The sequence below is a fragment of the Winogradskyella sp. HB-48 genome, from assembly GCF_049942685.1.
GTDB lineage: Bacteria > Bacteroidota > Bacteroidia > Flavobacteriales > Flavobacteriaceae > Winogradskyella.
The window spans coordinates 1,284,234-1,300,836 of record NZ_CP187934.1 but is presented as its reverse complement, the minus strand read 5'-3'; the positions used below and the strand labels follow the sequence as shown (position 1 = coordinate 1,300,836).

Below are 16,603 nucleotides of genomic sequence, written 5' to 3'. Positions count from 1 at the left end.
TGCTAAAAAAAAGTTGATGAAATTTATGGCTCCAAAACAATATTTCTTCTCAGTAATTGGTGTGGTTTTTATGGTTTTCATGGTTTTAGGATGTTCTAATGATGATACGCCAACCAATGTCGATACGGATAATGACACCATTTTTGACAACACAGATAATTGTCCTAACGTTTCTAACGAAGACCAATTAGATACCGATGGTGATGGTCTTGGTGATGCCTGTGATGAAGACGATGATAATGATGGCATCTTAGATGAAAATGACAACTGTCCCTTAACGGCAAACACTTTGCAAGAAGATGCCGACAATGATGGCATTGGTGATGCTTGCGATGACAATACGATTTTACCGCAGTTTCCTTGTGAAAACGGATTTGCCAACGGACATCCATGTAGTGGGTTTGATTTAATGAGCCATATTCCTATTGCTGATTTAGGAGGTGCTGGTGCAGAAGGTAATGATTCTTGGGGCTGGACAGATCCCCAAACGGGAATTGAATATGCCTTAATGTGCACCACTACAAACACGGCGTTTGTGGATATCTCTGACCCGTCAAATCCCATTATAGTAGGAACGCTCCCTACAGCCACTACAAATAGTCCGTGGCGCGATGTTAAAGTGTATAACAATCACGCCTTTGTAGTAAGTGAAGCTCCTGGACACGGTATGCAGGTCTTTGATTTAACCCGTTTAAGATCGGTCACAAATCCACCTGAGACCTTTACAGCAGATGCCAATTATAATGGTTTTGGTAGCGCTCATAATATTGTGATTAATGAAGAAAGTGGCTTTGCTTATGCCGTTGGGTCAGATACGTTTAACGGAGGTCCTCATTTTGTAAATATCCAAAACCCCACATCTCCGATTGCCGCAGGTGGTTATGCTGAAGACGCTTATTCCCACGATGCTCAAGTCGTGACTTATAACGGTCCTGACGCTGATTATATTGGTCGAGAAATTTTAATCGGCAGTAATGAAAACGAAGTCGTCATTGTAGATGTAACTGATAAGACCAACCCGGTTCAAATCTCAACGATAGATTATGGAAACCTGGGTTATGCCCACCAAGGTTGGTTTACCGATGATATGGTTTATTTTCTGCTTGGGGACGAGGTTGATGAAATCAATTTTGGTCTCAACTCAAGAACTATAGTCTTTAATTTTAGTGATTTGGACAATCCATCATATCACATGGAGTATGTTGGTCCCACTGCTGCTATAGATCATAATGGTTATGTTGTGGGTAATACATTTTATGTGGCCAATTACACAGCAGGTTTAAGAGCTATAGATATTTCTAGTCTTGAGTCTGGTGTCATGACGGAGATTGGGTACATGGATACCTTTATTCCAAATGACAATACAGCCTTTAATGGTGCTTGGAACATTTATCCGTTCTTCGAAAGCGGTAATATTTTGGTTAGTGATATTGATGGTGGGTTGTTTATAGTAAGACCAACAAATTAAAGTGTATGCCTAGCAAAGCCCTCATATATTGTTTTATGGGTCTTATTCTATTGAATTGTAGTAGCGACAATGGTTCCGATTCTAATACTAGTGCTCAGTTACTATTTGTAAAAACTTTTGGAGGCACAAAAAATGATAGTGCCCAATCCGTAGTTGCAACCACCGACGGCGGCTATATCATTTTAGGCTACACGCAAAGTGACGACGAAGATATTACAGATAAGCAGGATGAAAGTTTTGATTATTGGGTTTTAAAATTTGATGTCAATGACCAACTGCAATGGCAAAAAACCTATGGTGGCAGTAGTGATGATAGAGGGCAATCTATTGTACAAACTTCTGATGGTGGTTATGCCATTTTAGGCTATAGTTTTAGCAATGATGATGATGTTACCACAAACGCAGGTTTGCAAGATTACTGGTTGGTAAAATTAGATGCTAATGGAACTATTATGTGGGAAAAGTCCTTTGGGTACCAAGGGGCTGATTCGGGTATTTCAATAATTGAAACTAGTGATCAAGGCTTTCTGGTATCTGGCATTTTGGATGTCACCGCCTCAGGTGGTGAAGGCAATACTTCAAGAAGTACTGAAAGGCATGCAGGAGGAGATTATTGGGTTATAAAACTTAATATGTTAGGTGACTTGGAATGGAGTCGGTATTTTGGTGGTAATTTTACAGATACACCCTACGATGCCATAGAAACAGACGATAATGCTTATATTGTTGTGGGCAGTTCGGATAGTGACGACACCGACATTTCCAACAATATTGGCACCTATGATTTTTGGGTGATTAAACTTTCATTATTAGGAGATTTAATATGGGAAAAATCATTTGGAGGGTCTCAAATTGATGAAGCCAGAGGCATTGTTAAAACCAGTGATGGCAACTTCATTGTCGCTGGAGATACGCGCTCTGAAGATACTAATATTGAACAAAATAATGGTGCTGCTGATTTGTGGATGATAAAGATTTCACCTGAGGGGAATCTCATTTGGGAACAGACCATTGGAGGCTCTAATTTTGATGTGGCTAGGGCAATTAAAACATCTCCAAATAATGGATTGCTACTCTCGGGTAGTTCACGAAGTAGCGATATGGATGTGTCTGAAAACAATGGACAAAATGATGCCTGGGTGTTAAAAACAGATCACACCGGAACTTTAATTTGGGAAAAAACAGTAGGTGGCTCTAATATAGATTTTGCATATGATATCGCCGAACTCTTGGACGGTTCTATTATTGCCGTTGGTGATACAGCTAGTAATGATGTAGACATTATAGAAAATAAAGGGTTTACCGATTTACTCATACTAAAAATTGAAGATTGAAAATGATGAAAAAAACCATACTATTTCTTTGTATTAGCCTCAGCCTTTGGGCGTGTGGCAGTGATGACAGTGGTGCTATAAATACAGCACAATCGAATCCAACTTTTATTTTTACCCACAATTGGGATGGCATGCCAGTAACCAATGCTGACTTTAATAATTTTATATTTACAAATGAGAATGGAGAATCGGTTAGTATAGAACGGTTACGCTACGTTATTTCAGACATCACCTTTACCACCAATAATGGTGAAGTACTGAACACTAATCTCTATAATCTTGTGGATGTTTCCAATAATAATGGCTTAAATTATGCTCTTGAAAGTACAATTCCCGTTGGGAATTATTCAAATGTATCCTTCACTTTTGGCTTTGATAACCAAGATAATGCCCAAAATTATCCAGATTTAAACTCAGCGTCCTTTAATGTACCAGACGTGCTGGGTGGCGGCTACCATTACATGCAGTTTGATGGTAAATTCATTAATAACAATATGGAAGAGCAAGGCTTTAACTATCATGCCATTAGAGCAGTAGATAATCCTGGTGATAATCCAACATTTCCACAAGACACATTCTTTACGGTTAATCTTGGTGCTATAAGCATTACCAATACTGTTGAAATTGAAGTACAAATGAATATTGCCGAGTGGTTTAAAAACCCCAACCTTTGGGATTTAAATATTTATAATCAAGCGCTAATGCCCAACTCAACAGCGCAAATTTTAATGTATGAAAATGGGCAAAATGTGTTTAGCCTAGGTGAGGTAACCCAATAACTAAAAAGGAATGAAGAAAGCATTATTTTTTATTGCAGTTACTCTTTTCTTTGGATGTTCTAAAGAAGATAACGGTTACCAACCGACAGAGCAGCCATTGGATATTCCTGAAATCTTTTCAGCCTATATTATCAACCCGATAATACCAAATGATAACCCACAAACTGCAGAAGGAGTTGCGCTAGGAAAAAAACTCTTTTTTGACAAAATTCTCTCTGCAGATGGCACCCAATCTTGTGCAACCTGTCATGCACCACAAAAATCTTTTGCCAACAATCTGCCTACGAGTATTGGTATCGATGGAATTTCCGGAACGCGAAATGCCATGCCATTATTTAATTTAGCATGGAATTATGGAGACCGTTTTAATTGGGATGGATCCGCTCTGAGTCTCGAACAACAAGCTCAAGAACCCGTAGAAAACCCTATAGAATTGCACAGTAATTGGGATAATGTTGTAGAGCGATTACAAAATCATCCGGAGTATCCTCAACGATTTCAACTGGCATTTAATACCTCAACCATTACAAAAGCGTTAACGACCAAGGCTATTGCTCAGTTTGAACGCACGTTAATCTCGGCTAACTCTAAATTTGACAAATACACCTTAGGTCAAACTTCGCTGACACAGCAAGAACTGAACGGACTTGATATTTTCTTGAGAGAAGACAAGGGAGACTGCTTTCACTGTCATGGCAACCCGAACAATCCACTATGGACGGATAATGATTTTCATAATAATGGCCTGGATGCTACCTTTACAGATTTGGGCTTAGGTGCGGTTACAGGAGACCCAAATGACAATGGAAAATTTCGCACCCCTTCGTTAAGAAACTTAGCCTATACCGCACCATATATGCACGATGGTAGATTTGCGACTATAGATGAAGTGATAGACCACTACAGCGAAGGATTACAAAATTCACCTACTATTGACCCACTAATGAAACAAATTGCTCAAGGCGGTGTACAATTAACCCAAGAGGAAAAAGCAGATTTAAAGGCATTTTTATTAACACTGTCAGATCCTTCATTTTTAAATAACCCTGATTTTCAAAATTAAAATTGAATGTTTATTCTTACTTTTTTATGTATTTCATCGAAAAATGATGGATTTAAACATTAACTTCTTTTAGGTTTACTTAAATTTTCAGCCCCAATTCTTACGAAATGAAACCTACTAGAAGCAAAACATTGCCTTGCGCTGTGTTTGGTCATAATTATGTTAAAACCAAAACAAATTCAGACCATACCTTGGAGCTCGTTTGCTCGCACTGTAACACGGTTGTAAAAACAGATCCTAACGGTAATTTTGAAGAGTTGAGCGTATCAAACAAGCACATACAGACTACACTTAGACAATTATTTCATCTTAAGCTTCAAATATCCAAACCCAATTTTCTTAATCATATAGAAAAACCCTATTAAATCATATACTAATATAATGTTAGTAAATATGGTTAAACCTTAGTTAAATTGTATATTTGCGTTCAATTTAGAATTAATCTACTTTAATATATGATTAAAGTTTCTGAACAAGCTAAGAAAAAAGTCATCGAGCTAATGAATGATGACGGCTACAACCCTGATACCGACTACATTAGAGTTGGTGTTAAAAGTGGTGGTTGCTCTGGTTTATCCTATGATTTAAAATTTGACAAAGAGCAAATTGAAGGTGATAAAGTCTTTGAAGATAATGGTGTAAAAATCATTGTTGACAAAAAGAGTTTCCTTTACCTTATAGGTACTACTTTAGAATATTCAGGAGGATTAAACGGAACCGGATTTGTGTTTAACAATCCTAATGCTAATCGCACTTGCGGTTGTGGAGAATCATTTTCACTTTAAAAAGACATCATGAGTAAATACACTGAAGACGATTTAAGGGAAGAATTAAAAACCAAAGAATACGAATATGGTTTTTATACAGATATTGAGTCTGAAACTTTTCCTAATGGCCTGAACGAAGATATCGTAAGGGCTATTTCTAAAAAGAAGGAAGAGCCTGAATGGATGACCGAATGGAGACTTGAAGCTTTCAAGGTTTGGCAAGAAATGGAAGAGCCAGAATGGGCTAATGTAAAGTATGAAAAGCCAGATTTTCAAGCAATATCCTATTATTCTGCACCAAGTAAAAAACCTAAATACAACAGCATAGATGAAGTTGACCCAGAACTTCTTGAAACTTTTAACAAGCTTGGCATTTCTCTAGATGAGCAAAAGAAATTAGCTGGTGTTGCTATGGATGTGGTTGTTGATTCGGTTTCTGTAGCTACAACTTTTAAAGAAACCCTAGCGGAAAAAGGAATTATTTTCATGAGTATTTCGGAGGCTATTCAAAAGCACCCTGAACTCGTCAGAAAACATATTGGTACCGTGGTACCTAAAAAAGATAATTTCTATGCGGCTTTAAATTCTGCCGTATTTAGTGATGGTAGTTTCTGTTACATTCCAAAAGGGGTTAAGTGCCCTATGGAGCTATCGACGTATTTCCGTATTAACCAAGCTGGAACGGGTCAATTTGAAAGAACCTTGGTTATTGCGGACGAAGGCAGTTACGTCTCTTACCTCGAAGGATGTACAGCTCCTAGCAGAGACGAAAACCAACTACACGCTGCGGTTGTAGAATTAATCGCATTAGAGGATGCTGAGATTAAATATTCAACTGTACAAAACTGGTTCCCAGGAAATGCTGAAGGCAAAGGCGGTGTATATAATTTTGTGACCAAGCGTGGCTTGTGTGAGAAAAATGCAAAAATTTCTTGGACACAGGTAGAAACGGGTTCTGCTGTAACATGGAAATACCCGAGCTGTGTGTTAAAAGGTGATAATTCTGTTGGTGAATTTTATTCCATCGCAGTGACTAACAATTTTCAGCAGGCAGATACGGGAACTAAGATGATTCACTTGGGAAAAAACACCAGGTCAACCATAATTTCTAAAGGTATTTCGGCAGGTAAATCACAAAACTCTTATAGAGGTTTGGTACAAATAAGTCCAAGAGCAGAAAACGCACGTAATTTTTCGCAATGTGATAGTTTATTGATGGGCAATGAATGTGGTGCACACACCTTCCCCTACATAGAAGCTAAAAACAAAACAGCACAGATAGAACACGAGGCTACAACTAGTAAAATTGGTGAAGATCAGATTTTTTACTGTAACCAGCGAGGAATCGATACCGAAAAAGCCATTGCCTTAATCGTCAACGGTTTTAGTAAAGAGGTATTGAATAAGTTACCAATGGAATTCGCTGTTGAGGCTCAAAAATTATTAGAGATTAGTTTAGAAGGCTCTGTAGGATAAGACGATGAAAAAAAACATATTCATTTTATTGGCTGTCATAGGTTTTTTAGGTTGTAAAAACGATACAAAAACTGAAGTTAATCTTGAGGAAAATCGTGCGAAGTCCTACGACCAAAATGATGGCTATATAAGCATGAAAGGTGAGTTTTTGTATTATGCAGATGCAGCCGTTTTTCAGACACAAAATGAAATTTACGGTGTGGTTATTGACGAAAACATGCACCGCCTGAACAATCAGGTCAAACCTTTTAAAAAGGAAGCTACCGATATGGTTCCAGTGACTATACGAGTGAGAAAATTTGAAAAGCCGGAAAACGAGGAAGGGTGGCCATATAGAGTTGAAATTAAAGACATATTAAAGGTTGAAAAACCGAATTCAAATAAAGAAGACGTTATAAAATTAGCAAACTAGATATTATGTTAAAGATAAAGAACTTACACGCCAGTGTAGAAGACAAAGCAATATTAAGAGGAATTAACTTAGAGGTTAAGCCTGGTGAAGTCCATGCTATAATGGGACCGAACGGTTCTGGAAAAAGCACCTTAGCATCTGTCATAGCGGGTAAAGAAGATTACGAGGTTGAGGAAGGTGATATTATTTTTGAAGGTGAAAACATAAATGAACTTGCGCCCGAAGAACGCGCACATAAAGGAGTATTTTTATCCTTTCAATATCCTGTTGAAATCCCAGGGGTAAGCGTTACTAATTTTATGAAAACGGCCATTAACGAAACTCGCAAAGCGAAAGGTTTAGAGGATATGCCTGCTAACGAGATGTTGAAAATGATTCGTGAAAAATCGGAGCTGTTAGAAATAGACCGAAAGTTCTTATCACGTTCATTAAATGAGGGCTTTTCTGGTGGTGAGAAAAAGCGTAATGAGATTTTTCAAATGGCGATGTTAGAACCAAAGTTGGCTATTTTAGATGAAACTGACTCAGGTTTAGATATCGATGCCCTTAGAATTGTTGCCAACGGTGTTAACAAATTAAAATCAAAAGATAACGCAGTTATTGTTATTACCCATTACCAAAGACTACTTGATTACATAGTTCCAGATTATGTTCACGTTTTACACAATGGACGCATTGTGAAATCTGGATCTGCAGACTTAGCCCATGAGTTAGAAGCTAAAGGTTACGATTGGATTAAAGAAGAAGTAAACGCCTAATTGGAAAGCAAAATGGAATTAAAAGAAAAGTTAGTGTCTTCTTTTATGGCTTTTGAGGATACGGTAGATGTAGACTCACCAGTCCATGATATAAGAACGGAGGCTATAAAACATTTTGAAAACGAAGGGTTTCCTACCAAACGTCAGGAAGCATGGAAGTATACATCATTAAATTCAATTTTAAAGTACGATTATAGTGTATTTCCTAAGCATGAAGAAGCATTAGATTTCAAAGACGTAAAGAAGTATTTTATCCACGATATAGATGCTTACAAAATCGTCTTTATTGATGGTAAATATTCTTCCCATTTATCGCAAACTACACATGATGGCATCGATGTTTGTTTAATGTCTGCTGCACTGACCAAGCCAAAATACAGATTGGTCATTGAAAATTATTTCAATAAAATCGCTGCTAAAGATGGTCTATCCTCTTTAAATACTGCGTTCTCAGCAGAAGGTGCTTATATTCATATTCCTAAGAATAAATTGGTTGAAAAGCCAATACAAATTTTACACTTTTCTACAGGTAATGAAGCAGCTTTAATGCTTCAACCTCGAAATCTAGTTGTTGTTGACGAAAATTCGCATGTTCAGATTATTGAACGTCATCAGAGCTTAACAGACAATCCTGTCTTAACAAATTCTGTGACAGAGATATTTGCCAACAAACGTGCCATTGTAGATTACTACAAAATTCAGAACGATAGAGAATCGGCTTCGTTAATTGACAATACGTTTATCAACCAAAAACAAGAAAGTATTGCTAAAGTCCATACCTTCTCATTCGGTGGAAAGATTACTAGAAACAATCTAAACTTTTATCAAAACGGAGAGCGCATCGACTCGACCATGAAAGGCATTACCATTATTGGTAATAAACAACACGTAGACCATAACACTTTGGTGCACCATATTGAACCTAATTGCGAGAGCCATCAGGATTATAAAGGTATTTTTGGCGATAGTGCAACAGGTGTGTTTAACGGCAAGGTTTTGGTTGAAAAAGAAGCGCAGAAAACGGATGCCTTTCAAGCGAATAATAATATTTTGTTAAGTGATAAAGCTTCAATAAACACTAAACCTCAACTTGAGATTTTTGCAGACGACGTCAAGTGCTCCCATGGCTGTACTATTGGGCAGCTGGATGAAAGTGCTATGTTTTACCTCCGATCTCGTGGTATTCCTGAAAAAGAAGCCAGAGGACTGTTAATGTTTGCGTTTAGTAATAACGTTTTGGACTCTGTGAAAATCCCAGAAATTAAAAATAGAATCACTAAAATTATAGCCGGAAAATTAGGAGTTAATATTGGGTTTGATTTATAAATGAGTGAAGCTTTAAGTCATACCACGTTCAATGTAAAAGAGATAAGGAAGGATTTTCCTATCCTTAAGCGAAAAGTTAATGGTAAGCCTTTAATCTATTTCGATAATGCTGCAACCTCACAAACCCCACAGCAAGTTATCGATACAATAGTTGATTATTATTCTAATTATAATGCCAATATTCATAGAGGTGTTCATGCATTGAGCCAAGAAGCTACTGATGCTTACGAGCAAGCACGTATTAAAATTCAAAAGCACTTTAATGCCGCTAAAGCGTACGAGATTATTTTTACTTCTGGCACTACACACGGTATTAACTTGGTGGCCAATGGGTTTTCTTCACTTTTAAAGAAAGGAGATGAGATCATTGTTTCTGCCTTAGAACATCATAGCAATATTGTGCCATGGCAAATGCTTTGCGAGAGCACAGGTGCTGTTCTTAAAGTTATACCAATGAACACAAATGGTGATTTGGTACTCTCAGAATTTGACAAACTGCTTAATCAAAACACAAAACTTGTTTTTGTTAATCATATATCAAATGCTTTAGGGACTATTAATCCTATTGAAACCATAATAGAAAAAGCGCACAAAGTTGGCGCTGCAGTATTAGTAGATGGTGCACAGTCGTGCCCGCATATAAAACCCGATGTACAAGCATTAGATGTTGATTTCTATGTATGTTCAGCACATAAAATTTGTGGCCCTACAGGTATTGGTATGCTCTACGGAAAAGAAGAATGGCTCAAAAAGTTACCCCCTTATCAAGGAGGTGGCGAAATGATTGCCGAAGTTTCGTTTGAAAAAACCACTTACGCCGATTTACCTCATAAGTTTGAAGCTGGTACACCAAATGTTTGTGGTGGCATTGCTTTTGGTGCGGCTTTAGACTACATGAACTCTATTGGTTTTGATGCTATTGCGCAATACGAGCATGAACTTTTAGTCTATGCCACTAAGCAACTTCAAAACATTGAAGGCTTAACGATTTATGGCACCTCTAAACATAAAACTTCTGTTATTTCCTTTAATGTTGGTAACATTCATCCCTATGATATTGGTACCATATTAGATAAAATGGGAATTGCAGTACGCACAGGACATCATTGCGCACAACCTATTATGGATTTTTATAATATTCCTGGTACCATAAGAGCGTCATTCATGTTCTATAATACGAAAGAGGAAATCGATATATTTATCTCAGCATTAAAGAAAGCTGTTGCGATGCTTTCGTAATAGTTTGGCATCAAAAGTGTAACTTAGGCTAATAAAATCTTTATTTTATGAAATTTTTACTCAGTATTTTTACTTTGGTTGCACTTACAGGATCTTGTAATTCTGTTAAGGAAACACTTACGGAACATAAAGAACATATGGCACAATCTAGCTTATCAGGAACCTACAGTATAAATCAATTAGAATGTAAAGACGTTTCTTCAAAAGCTCTTACGATAACCTTTAAAGATTCTATTAATCATGCTTCAGGATTTTCTGGTTGCAACACCTTTTTTGGAAATTATACCCTTAAAGAAAACACAATTAAATTCGGGCCAATCGCAACTTCTAAAAAGTATTGTGGCGCAGAGCAAAACAACTTAGAAAAAGAATATATAAAGGCCCTAAGTGAAGTTAACTCTTTTACTATAAAAAATGACTCAATTGTTTTTTTTAATGAAGATACTAAGATTTTTACGGCCATAAAAAGTGATGCTTCAAGACCCGGTAAAAGTGATATTGTAAAAGATAATTACAAAAAATTCGCGGTTATTTATGAAACCTCAACAAGAGGGTCTTTTGAACATATTGAGATTTCTGAACACAATATCAAAATTTCAAAAGATAGAGGTTTAGAGAATATGAATACCTATCATTGTAATCCTCAAGATTGGAAAGCACTAAACGAACTATTGAGTAATTCAGTAGTAGAAAATCTAGATTTGCTAAAAGCACCAACGGACAAACGCCTTTATGATGGTGCACCACACGCAACATTATCTGTCATAAAAGGAGATGTTATAATGATGACTCCTACCTTTGATCATGGAGCTCCTCCGAAAGAAATAGAAACACTAGTTAATAAAGTGTTATCTATGGCAGAAAATGCAACTAAACAATAGTGATTTTGTAACTTTGCTTCAAATGAGTTTGATTATGACTATTGAAGAAATTCAAAACGAAATTATAGATGAGTTTTCAATGTTTGACGATTGGGAAGAGCGCTATCAATACATGATAGATTTAGGCAAAACCCTGCCTTTAATCGACGAGCAATATAAAACCGATGACCATATCATAAAAGGTTGCCAAAGTAAGGTTTGGGTACATGCTGAAATGAACGATAACAAAATAGAATTCACAGCAGATAGCGATGCCATTATTACAAAGGGCATCATTGCTATTTTAATTAGAGTGTTCTCTAATCAACACCCAAAAGATATCATCGAGGCTAATACTGATTTTATTGATAAGATTGGTTTAAAAGAGCACTTATCGCCCACAAGAGCTAACGGATTGGTTAGCATGATAAAACAATTAAAAATGTATGCCATTGCATACCAAACACAGTTGAACTAAGATGAGCGAATCAACTATAGAAACTAATGTACTTGGAGATAAAATAGTACGCGTTTTAAAAACCATTTACGACCCAGAAATTCCTGTAGATATCTACGAATTAGGATTGATATATGATGTCTTTGTTAATGAAGATTATGAGGTAAAGATTTTAATGACCTTAACCACCCCAAATTGCCCAGTGGCTGAAACTTTACCTTTGGAAGTTGAAGAAAAGGTTAAATCTATTAATGAAGTCAAGGATGCTGAGGTAGAAATTACTTTTGATCCGCCTTGGTCACAAGACCTAATGAGCGAAGAGGCTAAGTTAGAATTAGGAATGTTATAAATTGAGCATTATGAGCAATACAGGAATTGACGCAATAGCATTTTATGTTCCACAACTTTATGTTTCTATGGATAATCTTGCTGAGGCGAGAGGAATTCCAGCAGAAAAATTAAAAAAAGGGCTGGGTCTTCAAAAAATGGCCGTACCGAATATTGGCGAAGACGCTGCAACGTTTGCTGCTAATGCCTTATTGAATCTTATTACTCAAAACAACATCGATCCAAATGAAATCGGTCGTGTGTATTTAGGTACAGAAAGTGCCATAGATGGATCCAAACCTACAGCAACCTATGCTGTAGAAATTGTTGAAAACGAACTTGCTAAAACTTACGGTGAGCGTAGCTTCAAACATTGCGACGTTTTAGATATGACCTTTGCTTGTGTTGGAGCTGTAGACGCTTTACATAATAGCATAGATTGGGTAAAACAAGACGTTAACAGAAAAGCTGTAGTAATTGCTTCAGACCTTTCTAAATATGATATTAATTCTACCGGAGAGTATACCCAAGGTGCTGGCGCAGTTGCAGTTTTGGTAAGTCATAATCCATCTATCATAGAAATAAATAATGTTTGGGGAGTTGCCTCTAAAAGTGAGGGTGACTTCTTTAAACCTAGGAGAACCTATAAAAAAGCAGAGCTTCTAAAATCAGTATTCAAGAATTTAAATTTAGATACATCTGATGAAAAAATAAATGAATTTATGGCTTCTTCTGATTCTGAATTTTGGTCTGATGGAAGTGACATTGTGGAAGTCTTTAAGGAAGAACCCATTTTTGACGGTCAGTTTTCTAATGCCTGCTATAATGATAGAATTACAGAAGCTCTCTCCCATTTTAAAAGTCAAAAAGAAATAGCTTTTAATAGCGATTGGCACAAAATTGTATTTCATTTACCCTATGCGTTTCATGGAAGACGGATCATTTTTGACAATTGGTTAAATTGGATCAAAACTTCTAATATTTATAGAGAATTAGAAAATGAGATAGGACGATTTGAAGATTCAGATAAAAAAGAATGGTCTAAAAACGCTTACAAATCTCATTTGTACAGCACGTTTATTAATACAAAAATTGCTCAAGGAGAGCTAGCTTCTTCAGAAATTGGTAATATGTACACTGCATCAATTTTCATGTCCCTTTTGAGTTTGTTGTCAGATGGTTACAATAGTAATACAGAACTATCAGGAAAAACTATTGGTTTTATAGCCTATGGGAGTGGCTCAAAATCCAAGGTTTTTGAAGGAGTTGTTCAAGAAAATTGGAAATCCAGATTGTCCGATGTTCATTTATTTGAAACCTTAAATCAAAGAACTTCTATAGATGTAGACACCTATGAAAACATTCATCGTGCTAAACTTGAATCCCCAATACATAACGGAAGTAAAATTTCGTTAGACTTTATTGAGCGAGAAGAAACCAATTATGGATTACGTCGCTACAGTGTAAAATAAGAATGGCAGAAGAAATTATAAATAGGGTTGCTAATAGTAAACTTAAGGTTATTGATCTTGAAGACTTCTATCCTAGCGGTCGTCGTGTTTTATTTGACATAAAAGATTGGTTGCTTGAAGGCTTAGTACTACGTGAAAATGATTTTAGAGCCTACGTTAAGGAACATGATTGGTCACAATATAAAGACTGCTATGTAGCACTACACTGTTCAACTGATGCCATAATTCCAGATTGGGCTTATATGATGATCAGTATTGAACTTCAAGGGTATTCAAAATCAACTGTTATTGGATCTCTAGAGCGTTTAGAATCTATACTTTACACTTCTATAATTTCTAATTTAGACCTTTCGGTTTACCAAGATTTACCTGTTATAATAAAAGGGTGTTCAAATAAGCCTGTTCCTGTTAATGCATTGGTTTTACTGTCTCAAAAATTAAAACCAATCGCCAAATCTATTATGTTTGGCGAAGCGTGTTCTGCTGTACCTTTATTCAAAAGGAAAAAATAAATGTGACTTATTTAGTTTTTTTACGTCTAAACAGTATTGATTGGATGTGTAAAAAACATATAAAACGCATCAATAAACGTGTATATTTGTAAACTATAACAACTTAAATTATTAAAACTTAATTCATTATGAACAAAAAATTACTTTTATCAGTGTTACTAATGTTTGTGATAACTTTTGGTTTTTCTCAAACTAAAGAGGAATTACAAGCCCAAAAAGCTGAAAAACAAGCTGAAGCTGACAAGTTTCAGGCTGAGGCTAATGCTATCCAAGCACAAATTGATGCTTTACCAGGTTGGAGAGTAGGTGCATTTGGAACTATTGGTGGTAACTTATCTAACTTTAATAATTGGTATGCGCAAGGAACACCAAATAATGTTTCTGGTAACATAGGGATAACAGTTAATGCATTTGCGAATAAAATTGAAGATAAATATTTTTGGAGAAATGCTTTAACAACAAATCTTAACTGGGTAAAATTAGACGATAAGGATAATGGTACTGATGCAGATAAAGATTTTAATCCAACAACAGATGTTTTCAACCTTTCTTCACTTTATGGACAGAGGTTAAATGAAAAATGGGCTATTTCTGGTTTAGCTGAATATAGAACTACATTATTAGACAATTTCAACGATCCAGGATATTTAGACCTTGGTGTTGGTGCTACATGGACTCCTATTGAAAACTTAGTTGTGGTTATACATCCTGCCAACTACAATTTCGTATTCTCTAGTGGAGATACCGTATTTGATTCATCATTTGGTGCAAAAATTGTAGCAGATTACACTAGACAAATTGGTGCTGTAAATTTTAAAACTAACTTCTCTACATTCCAAAGTTACAAAGACGGTGATCTTTCTAACTGGACATGGACAAACTCATTTGGTTATACCTTATGGAAAATGATTGGTGTTGGTTTTGATTTTGCTTTAAGAAGCAATAAACAAGAAGCTGCTAATGCGCAAGGTGTTGCTTTAGGTGATGCTGACAACAAATTACAGTCTTACTATACAATAGGTTTAAGCTATAAGTTCTAAAGAATATATAGCCTAAAATAGATAAAAAGCCCATCAACTTAAATTGATGGGTTTTTTTAAGTAATATCTTCAACGTCTGGATATAGGAAATGATTGTATGGAAAACGCGTTACGTGAATTTCTCGCACTTCTTGATAGACGCGTTTTCTAAATTCTTCCATATTTTCCTTATTCAATGCCGAAATGAAAAGTGCATTGTCACCTACTCTAGACATCCAAGTTTTTTTCCATTCTTCAATTGTGAAATTGGCTTTGGTGCGCTCTTCAACCAAATCGTCTTCGTCAAAAGGCTCTGGCTCATATGCATCAATCTTATTAAAAACCATTATCGTCGGTTTGTCCTTGCTGTCTATTTCATCTAGAATTTGATTTACCGATTCTATGTGTTCTTCAAAATTAGAATGGGAAATATCTACCACGTGAAGCAATAAATCTGCTTCTCGCACTTCGTCTAAAGTACTTTTAAAGGATTCTACCAACTGCGTTGGTAATTTTCTTATGAAACCTACCGTATCGCTTATCAAAAATGGCAAGTTGCCAATAACAACTTTTCTAACCGTTGTATCTAAGGTTGCGAAGAGTTTGTTTTCGGCGAATACTTCACTCTTGCTAATCACATTCATTAAAGTAGATTTGCCAACATTGGTATATCCTACCAAAGCTACACGTACCATTTTACCTCTATTGCCACGCTGAACAGCCATCTGCTTATCAATGGTTTTTATTTTCTCCTTTAACAAGGCAATCTTATCACGCACTATACGTCTATCAGTTTCTATCTCTGTTTCCCCTGGACCTCGCATACCAATACCACCTTTTTGTCGTTCAAGGTGCGTCCACATTCCTTTAAGTCTTGGCAGCAAGTATTCGCACTGTGCTAATTCTACCTGTGTTCTGGCATAACTGGTTTGTGCGCGTTGGGCAAATATGTCTAAAATGAGGTTGGTTCTATCTAAAATTTTACAGTTTAGAATTTTGCTGATATTACGTTCTTGGGCTGGTGAAAGTTCATCGTCAAAAATTACTGTACCCACTTCATTATCTTTCACAAAGTTCATCACCTCTTCCATCTTACCTGTTCCTATAAAGGTTTTAGGATTTGGCATTGTCATTTTCTGAGTGAATCGTTTCACAACTTCTCCACCTGCAGTGAAAGTTAAAAATTCAAGCTCATCTAAATATTCTTTGGATTTTTCTTCATCTTGCTCTTGTGTGATAATTCCAACCAGTGCAACTTGTTCTAATTCTATATCTTTTCTCTCTATCATAAAGTAAATTAAAGTGCAAAGTTAAACAAATGTCATTTTCTTTAT

The 16,603-nt window shown here is 36.2% G+C and carries 18 protein-coding genes; 17 read left to right on the top strand and 1 reads right to left on the bottom strand.

Annotated features, from left to right (window positions below; all coding sequences use genetic code 11):
* Window positions 1-25 precede the first annotated feature (25 nt).
* The 17 genes from ACPX19_RS05765 (at window position 26) to ACPX19_RS05685 (ending at window position 15,290) form a co-directional block, all read left to right on the top strand.
* Window positions 26-1,468 (top strand): choice-of-anchor B family protein, encoded by a 1,443-nt coding sequence (locus ACPX19_RS05765; protein ID WP_426432043.1) that lies wholly within the window; start codon window positions 26-28, stop codon window positions 1,466-1,468.
* Between the two features lie 5 nt (window positions 1,469-1,473).
* Entirely contained in the window at window positions 1,474-2,802 is a 1,329-nt protein-coding gene (locus ACPX19_RS05760) for a hypothetical protein (protein ID WP_426432042.1), read from the top strand.
* A 2-nt stretch (window positions 2,803-2,804) separates the two neighbouring features.
* Window positions 2,805-3,581, top strand: a complete 777-nt coding sequence (locus ACPX19_RS05755; RefSeq protein ID WP_426432041.1) for an MbnP family protein — start codon at window positions 2,805-2,807, stop codon at window positions 3,579-3,581.
* 10 nt (window positions 3,582-3,591) lie between these two features.
* Window positions 3,592-4,644: a cytochrome-c peroxidase gene (locus ACPX19_RS05750; protein ID WP_426432039.1), complete on the top strand. Its 1,053-nt coding sequence runs from the start codon at window positions 3,592-3,594 to the stop codon at window positions 4,642-4,644.
* 107 nt (window positions 4,645-4,751) lie between these two features.
* A complete protein-coding gene (locus ACPX19_RS05745) occupies window positions 4,752-5,009 on the top strand; it encodes a hypothetical protein (RefSeq protein WP_426432037.1) in 258 nt (85 codons plus the stop codon).
* A 90-nt stretch (window positions 5,010-5,099) separates the two neighbouring features.
* Window positions 5,100-5,429 (top strand): HesB/IscA family protein, encoded by a 330-nt coding sequence (locus ACPX19_RS05740; protein WP_426432035.1) that lies wholly within the window; start codon window positions 5,100-5,102, stop codon window positions 5,427-5,429.
* A gap of 9 nt (window positions 5,430-5,438) precedes the next feature.
* Window positions 5,439-6,887 (top strand): Fe-S cluster assembly protein SufB, encoded by a 1,449-nt coding sequence (gene sufB / locus ACPX19_RS05735; RefSeq protein ID WP_426432034.1) that lies wholly within the window; start codon window positions 5,439-5,441, stop codon window positions 6,885-6,887.
* A 4-nt stretch (window positions 6,888-6,891) separates the two neighbouring features.
* Complete coding sequence (locus ACPX19_RS05730; protein ID WP_426432032.1) at window positions 6,892-7,299, top strand: hypothetical protein; 408 nt, start codon at window positions 6,892-6,894, stop codon at window positions 7,297-7,299.
* Window positions 7,300-7,304: 5 nt separating this feature from the next.
* A complete protein-coding gene (gene sufC, locus ACPX19_RS05725) occupies window positions 7,305-8,057 on the top strand; it encodes a Fe-S cluster assembly ATPase SufC (RefSeq protein WP_320554493.1) in 753 nt (250 codons plus the stop codon).
* 12 nt (window positions 8,058-8,069) lie between these two features.
* Window positions 8,070-9,383, top strand: a complete 1,314-nt coding sequence (gene sufD / locus ACPX19_RS05720; protein ID WP_426432031.1) for a Fe-S cluster assembly protein SufD — start codon at window positions 8,070-8,072, stop codon at window positions 9,381-9,383.
* Window positions 9,384-10,622, top strand: coding sequence for an aminotransferase class V-fold PLP-dependent enzyme (locus ACPX19_RS05715; protein WP_426432029.1), 1,239 nt, complete (start codon window positions 9,384-9,386; stop codon window positions 10,620-10,622).
* 47 nt (window positions 10,623-10,669) lie between these two features.
* On the top strand, window positions 10,670-11,503 hold the full coding sequence (locus tag ACPX19_RS05710) for an META domain-containing protein (RefSeq protein WP_426432027.1): 834 nt from the start codon (window positions 10,670-10,672) through the stop codon (window positions 11,501-11,503).
* Between the two features lie 34 nt (window positions 11,504-11,537).
* Window positions 11,538-11,960 (top strand): SufE family protein, encoded by a 423-nt coding sequence (locus tag ACPX19_RS05705; protein WP_426432435.1) that lies wholly within the window; start codon window positions 11,538-11,540, stop codon window positions 11,958-11,960.
* Window position 11,961: 1 nt separating this feature from the next.
* On the top strand, window positions 11,962-12,288 hold the full coding sequence (locus tag ACPX19_RS05700; protein ID WP_426432026.1) for a DUF59 domain-containing protein: 327 nt from the start codon (window positions 11,962-11,964) through the stop codon (window positions 12,286-12,288).
* A gap of 10 nt (window positions 12,289-12,298) precedes the next feature.
* The gene (locus ACPX19_RS05695) at window positions 12,299-13,738 is read left to right on the top strand and encodes a hydroxymethylglutaryl-CoA synthase family protein (RefSeq protein WP_426432025.1); all 1,440 of its coding nucleotides are present in this window, start codon (window positions 12,299-12,301) and stop codon (window positions 13,736-13,738) included.
* Between the two features lie 2 nt (window positions 13,739-13,740).
* Window positions 13,741-14,250 carry a DUF2480 family protein gene (locus ACPX19_RS05690; RefSeq protein ID WP_426432024.1) on the top strand — a complete coding sequence of 170 codons (510 nt, stop codon included), beginning with the start codon at window positions 13,741-13,743 and terminating at the stop codon, window positions 14,248-14,250.
* A gap of 128 nt (window positions 14,251-14,378) precedes the next feature.
* Entirely contained in the window at window positions 14,379-15,290 is a 912-nt protein-coding gene (locus ACPX19_RS05685; RefSeq protein WP_426432023.1) for a DUF3078 domain-containing protein, read from the top strand.
* Window positions 15,291-15,346: 56 nt separating this feature from the next.
* Here the strand turns inward: ACPX19_RS05685 and hflX are convergent, their stop codons facing one another.
* A complete protein-coding gene (hflX, locus tag ACPX19_RS05680) occupies window positions 15,347-16,558 on the bottom strand; it encodes a GTPase HflX (RefSeq protein ID WP_426432022.1) in 1,212 nt (403 codons plus the stop codon).
* Between the last annotated feature and the right edge of the window lie 45 nt (window positions 16,559-16,603).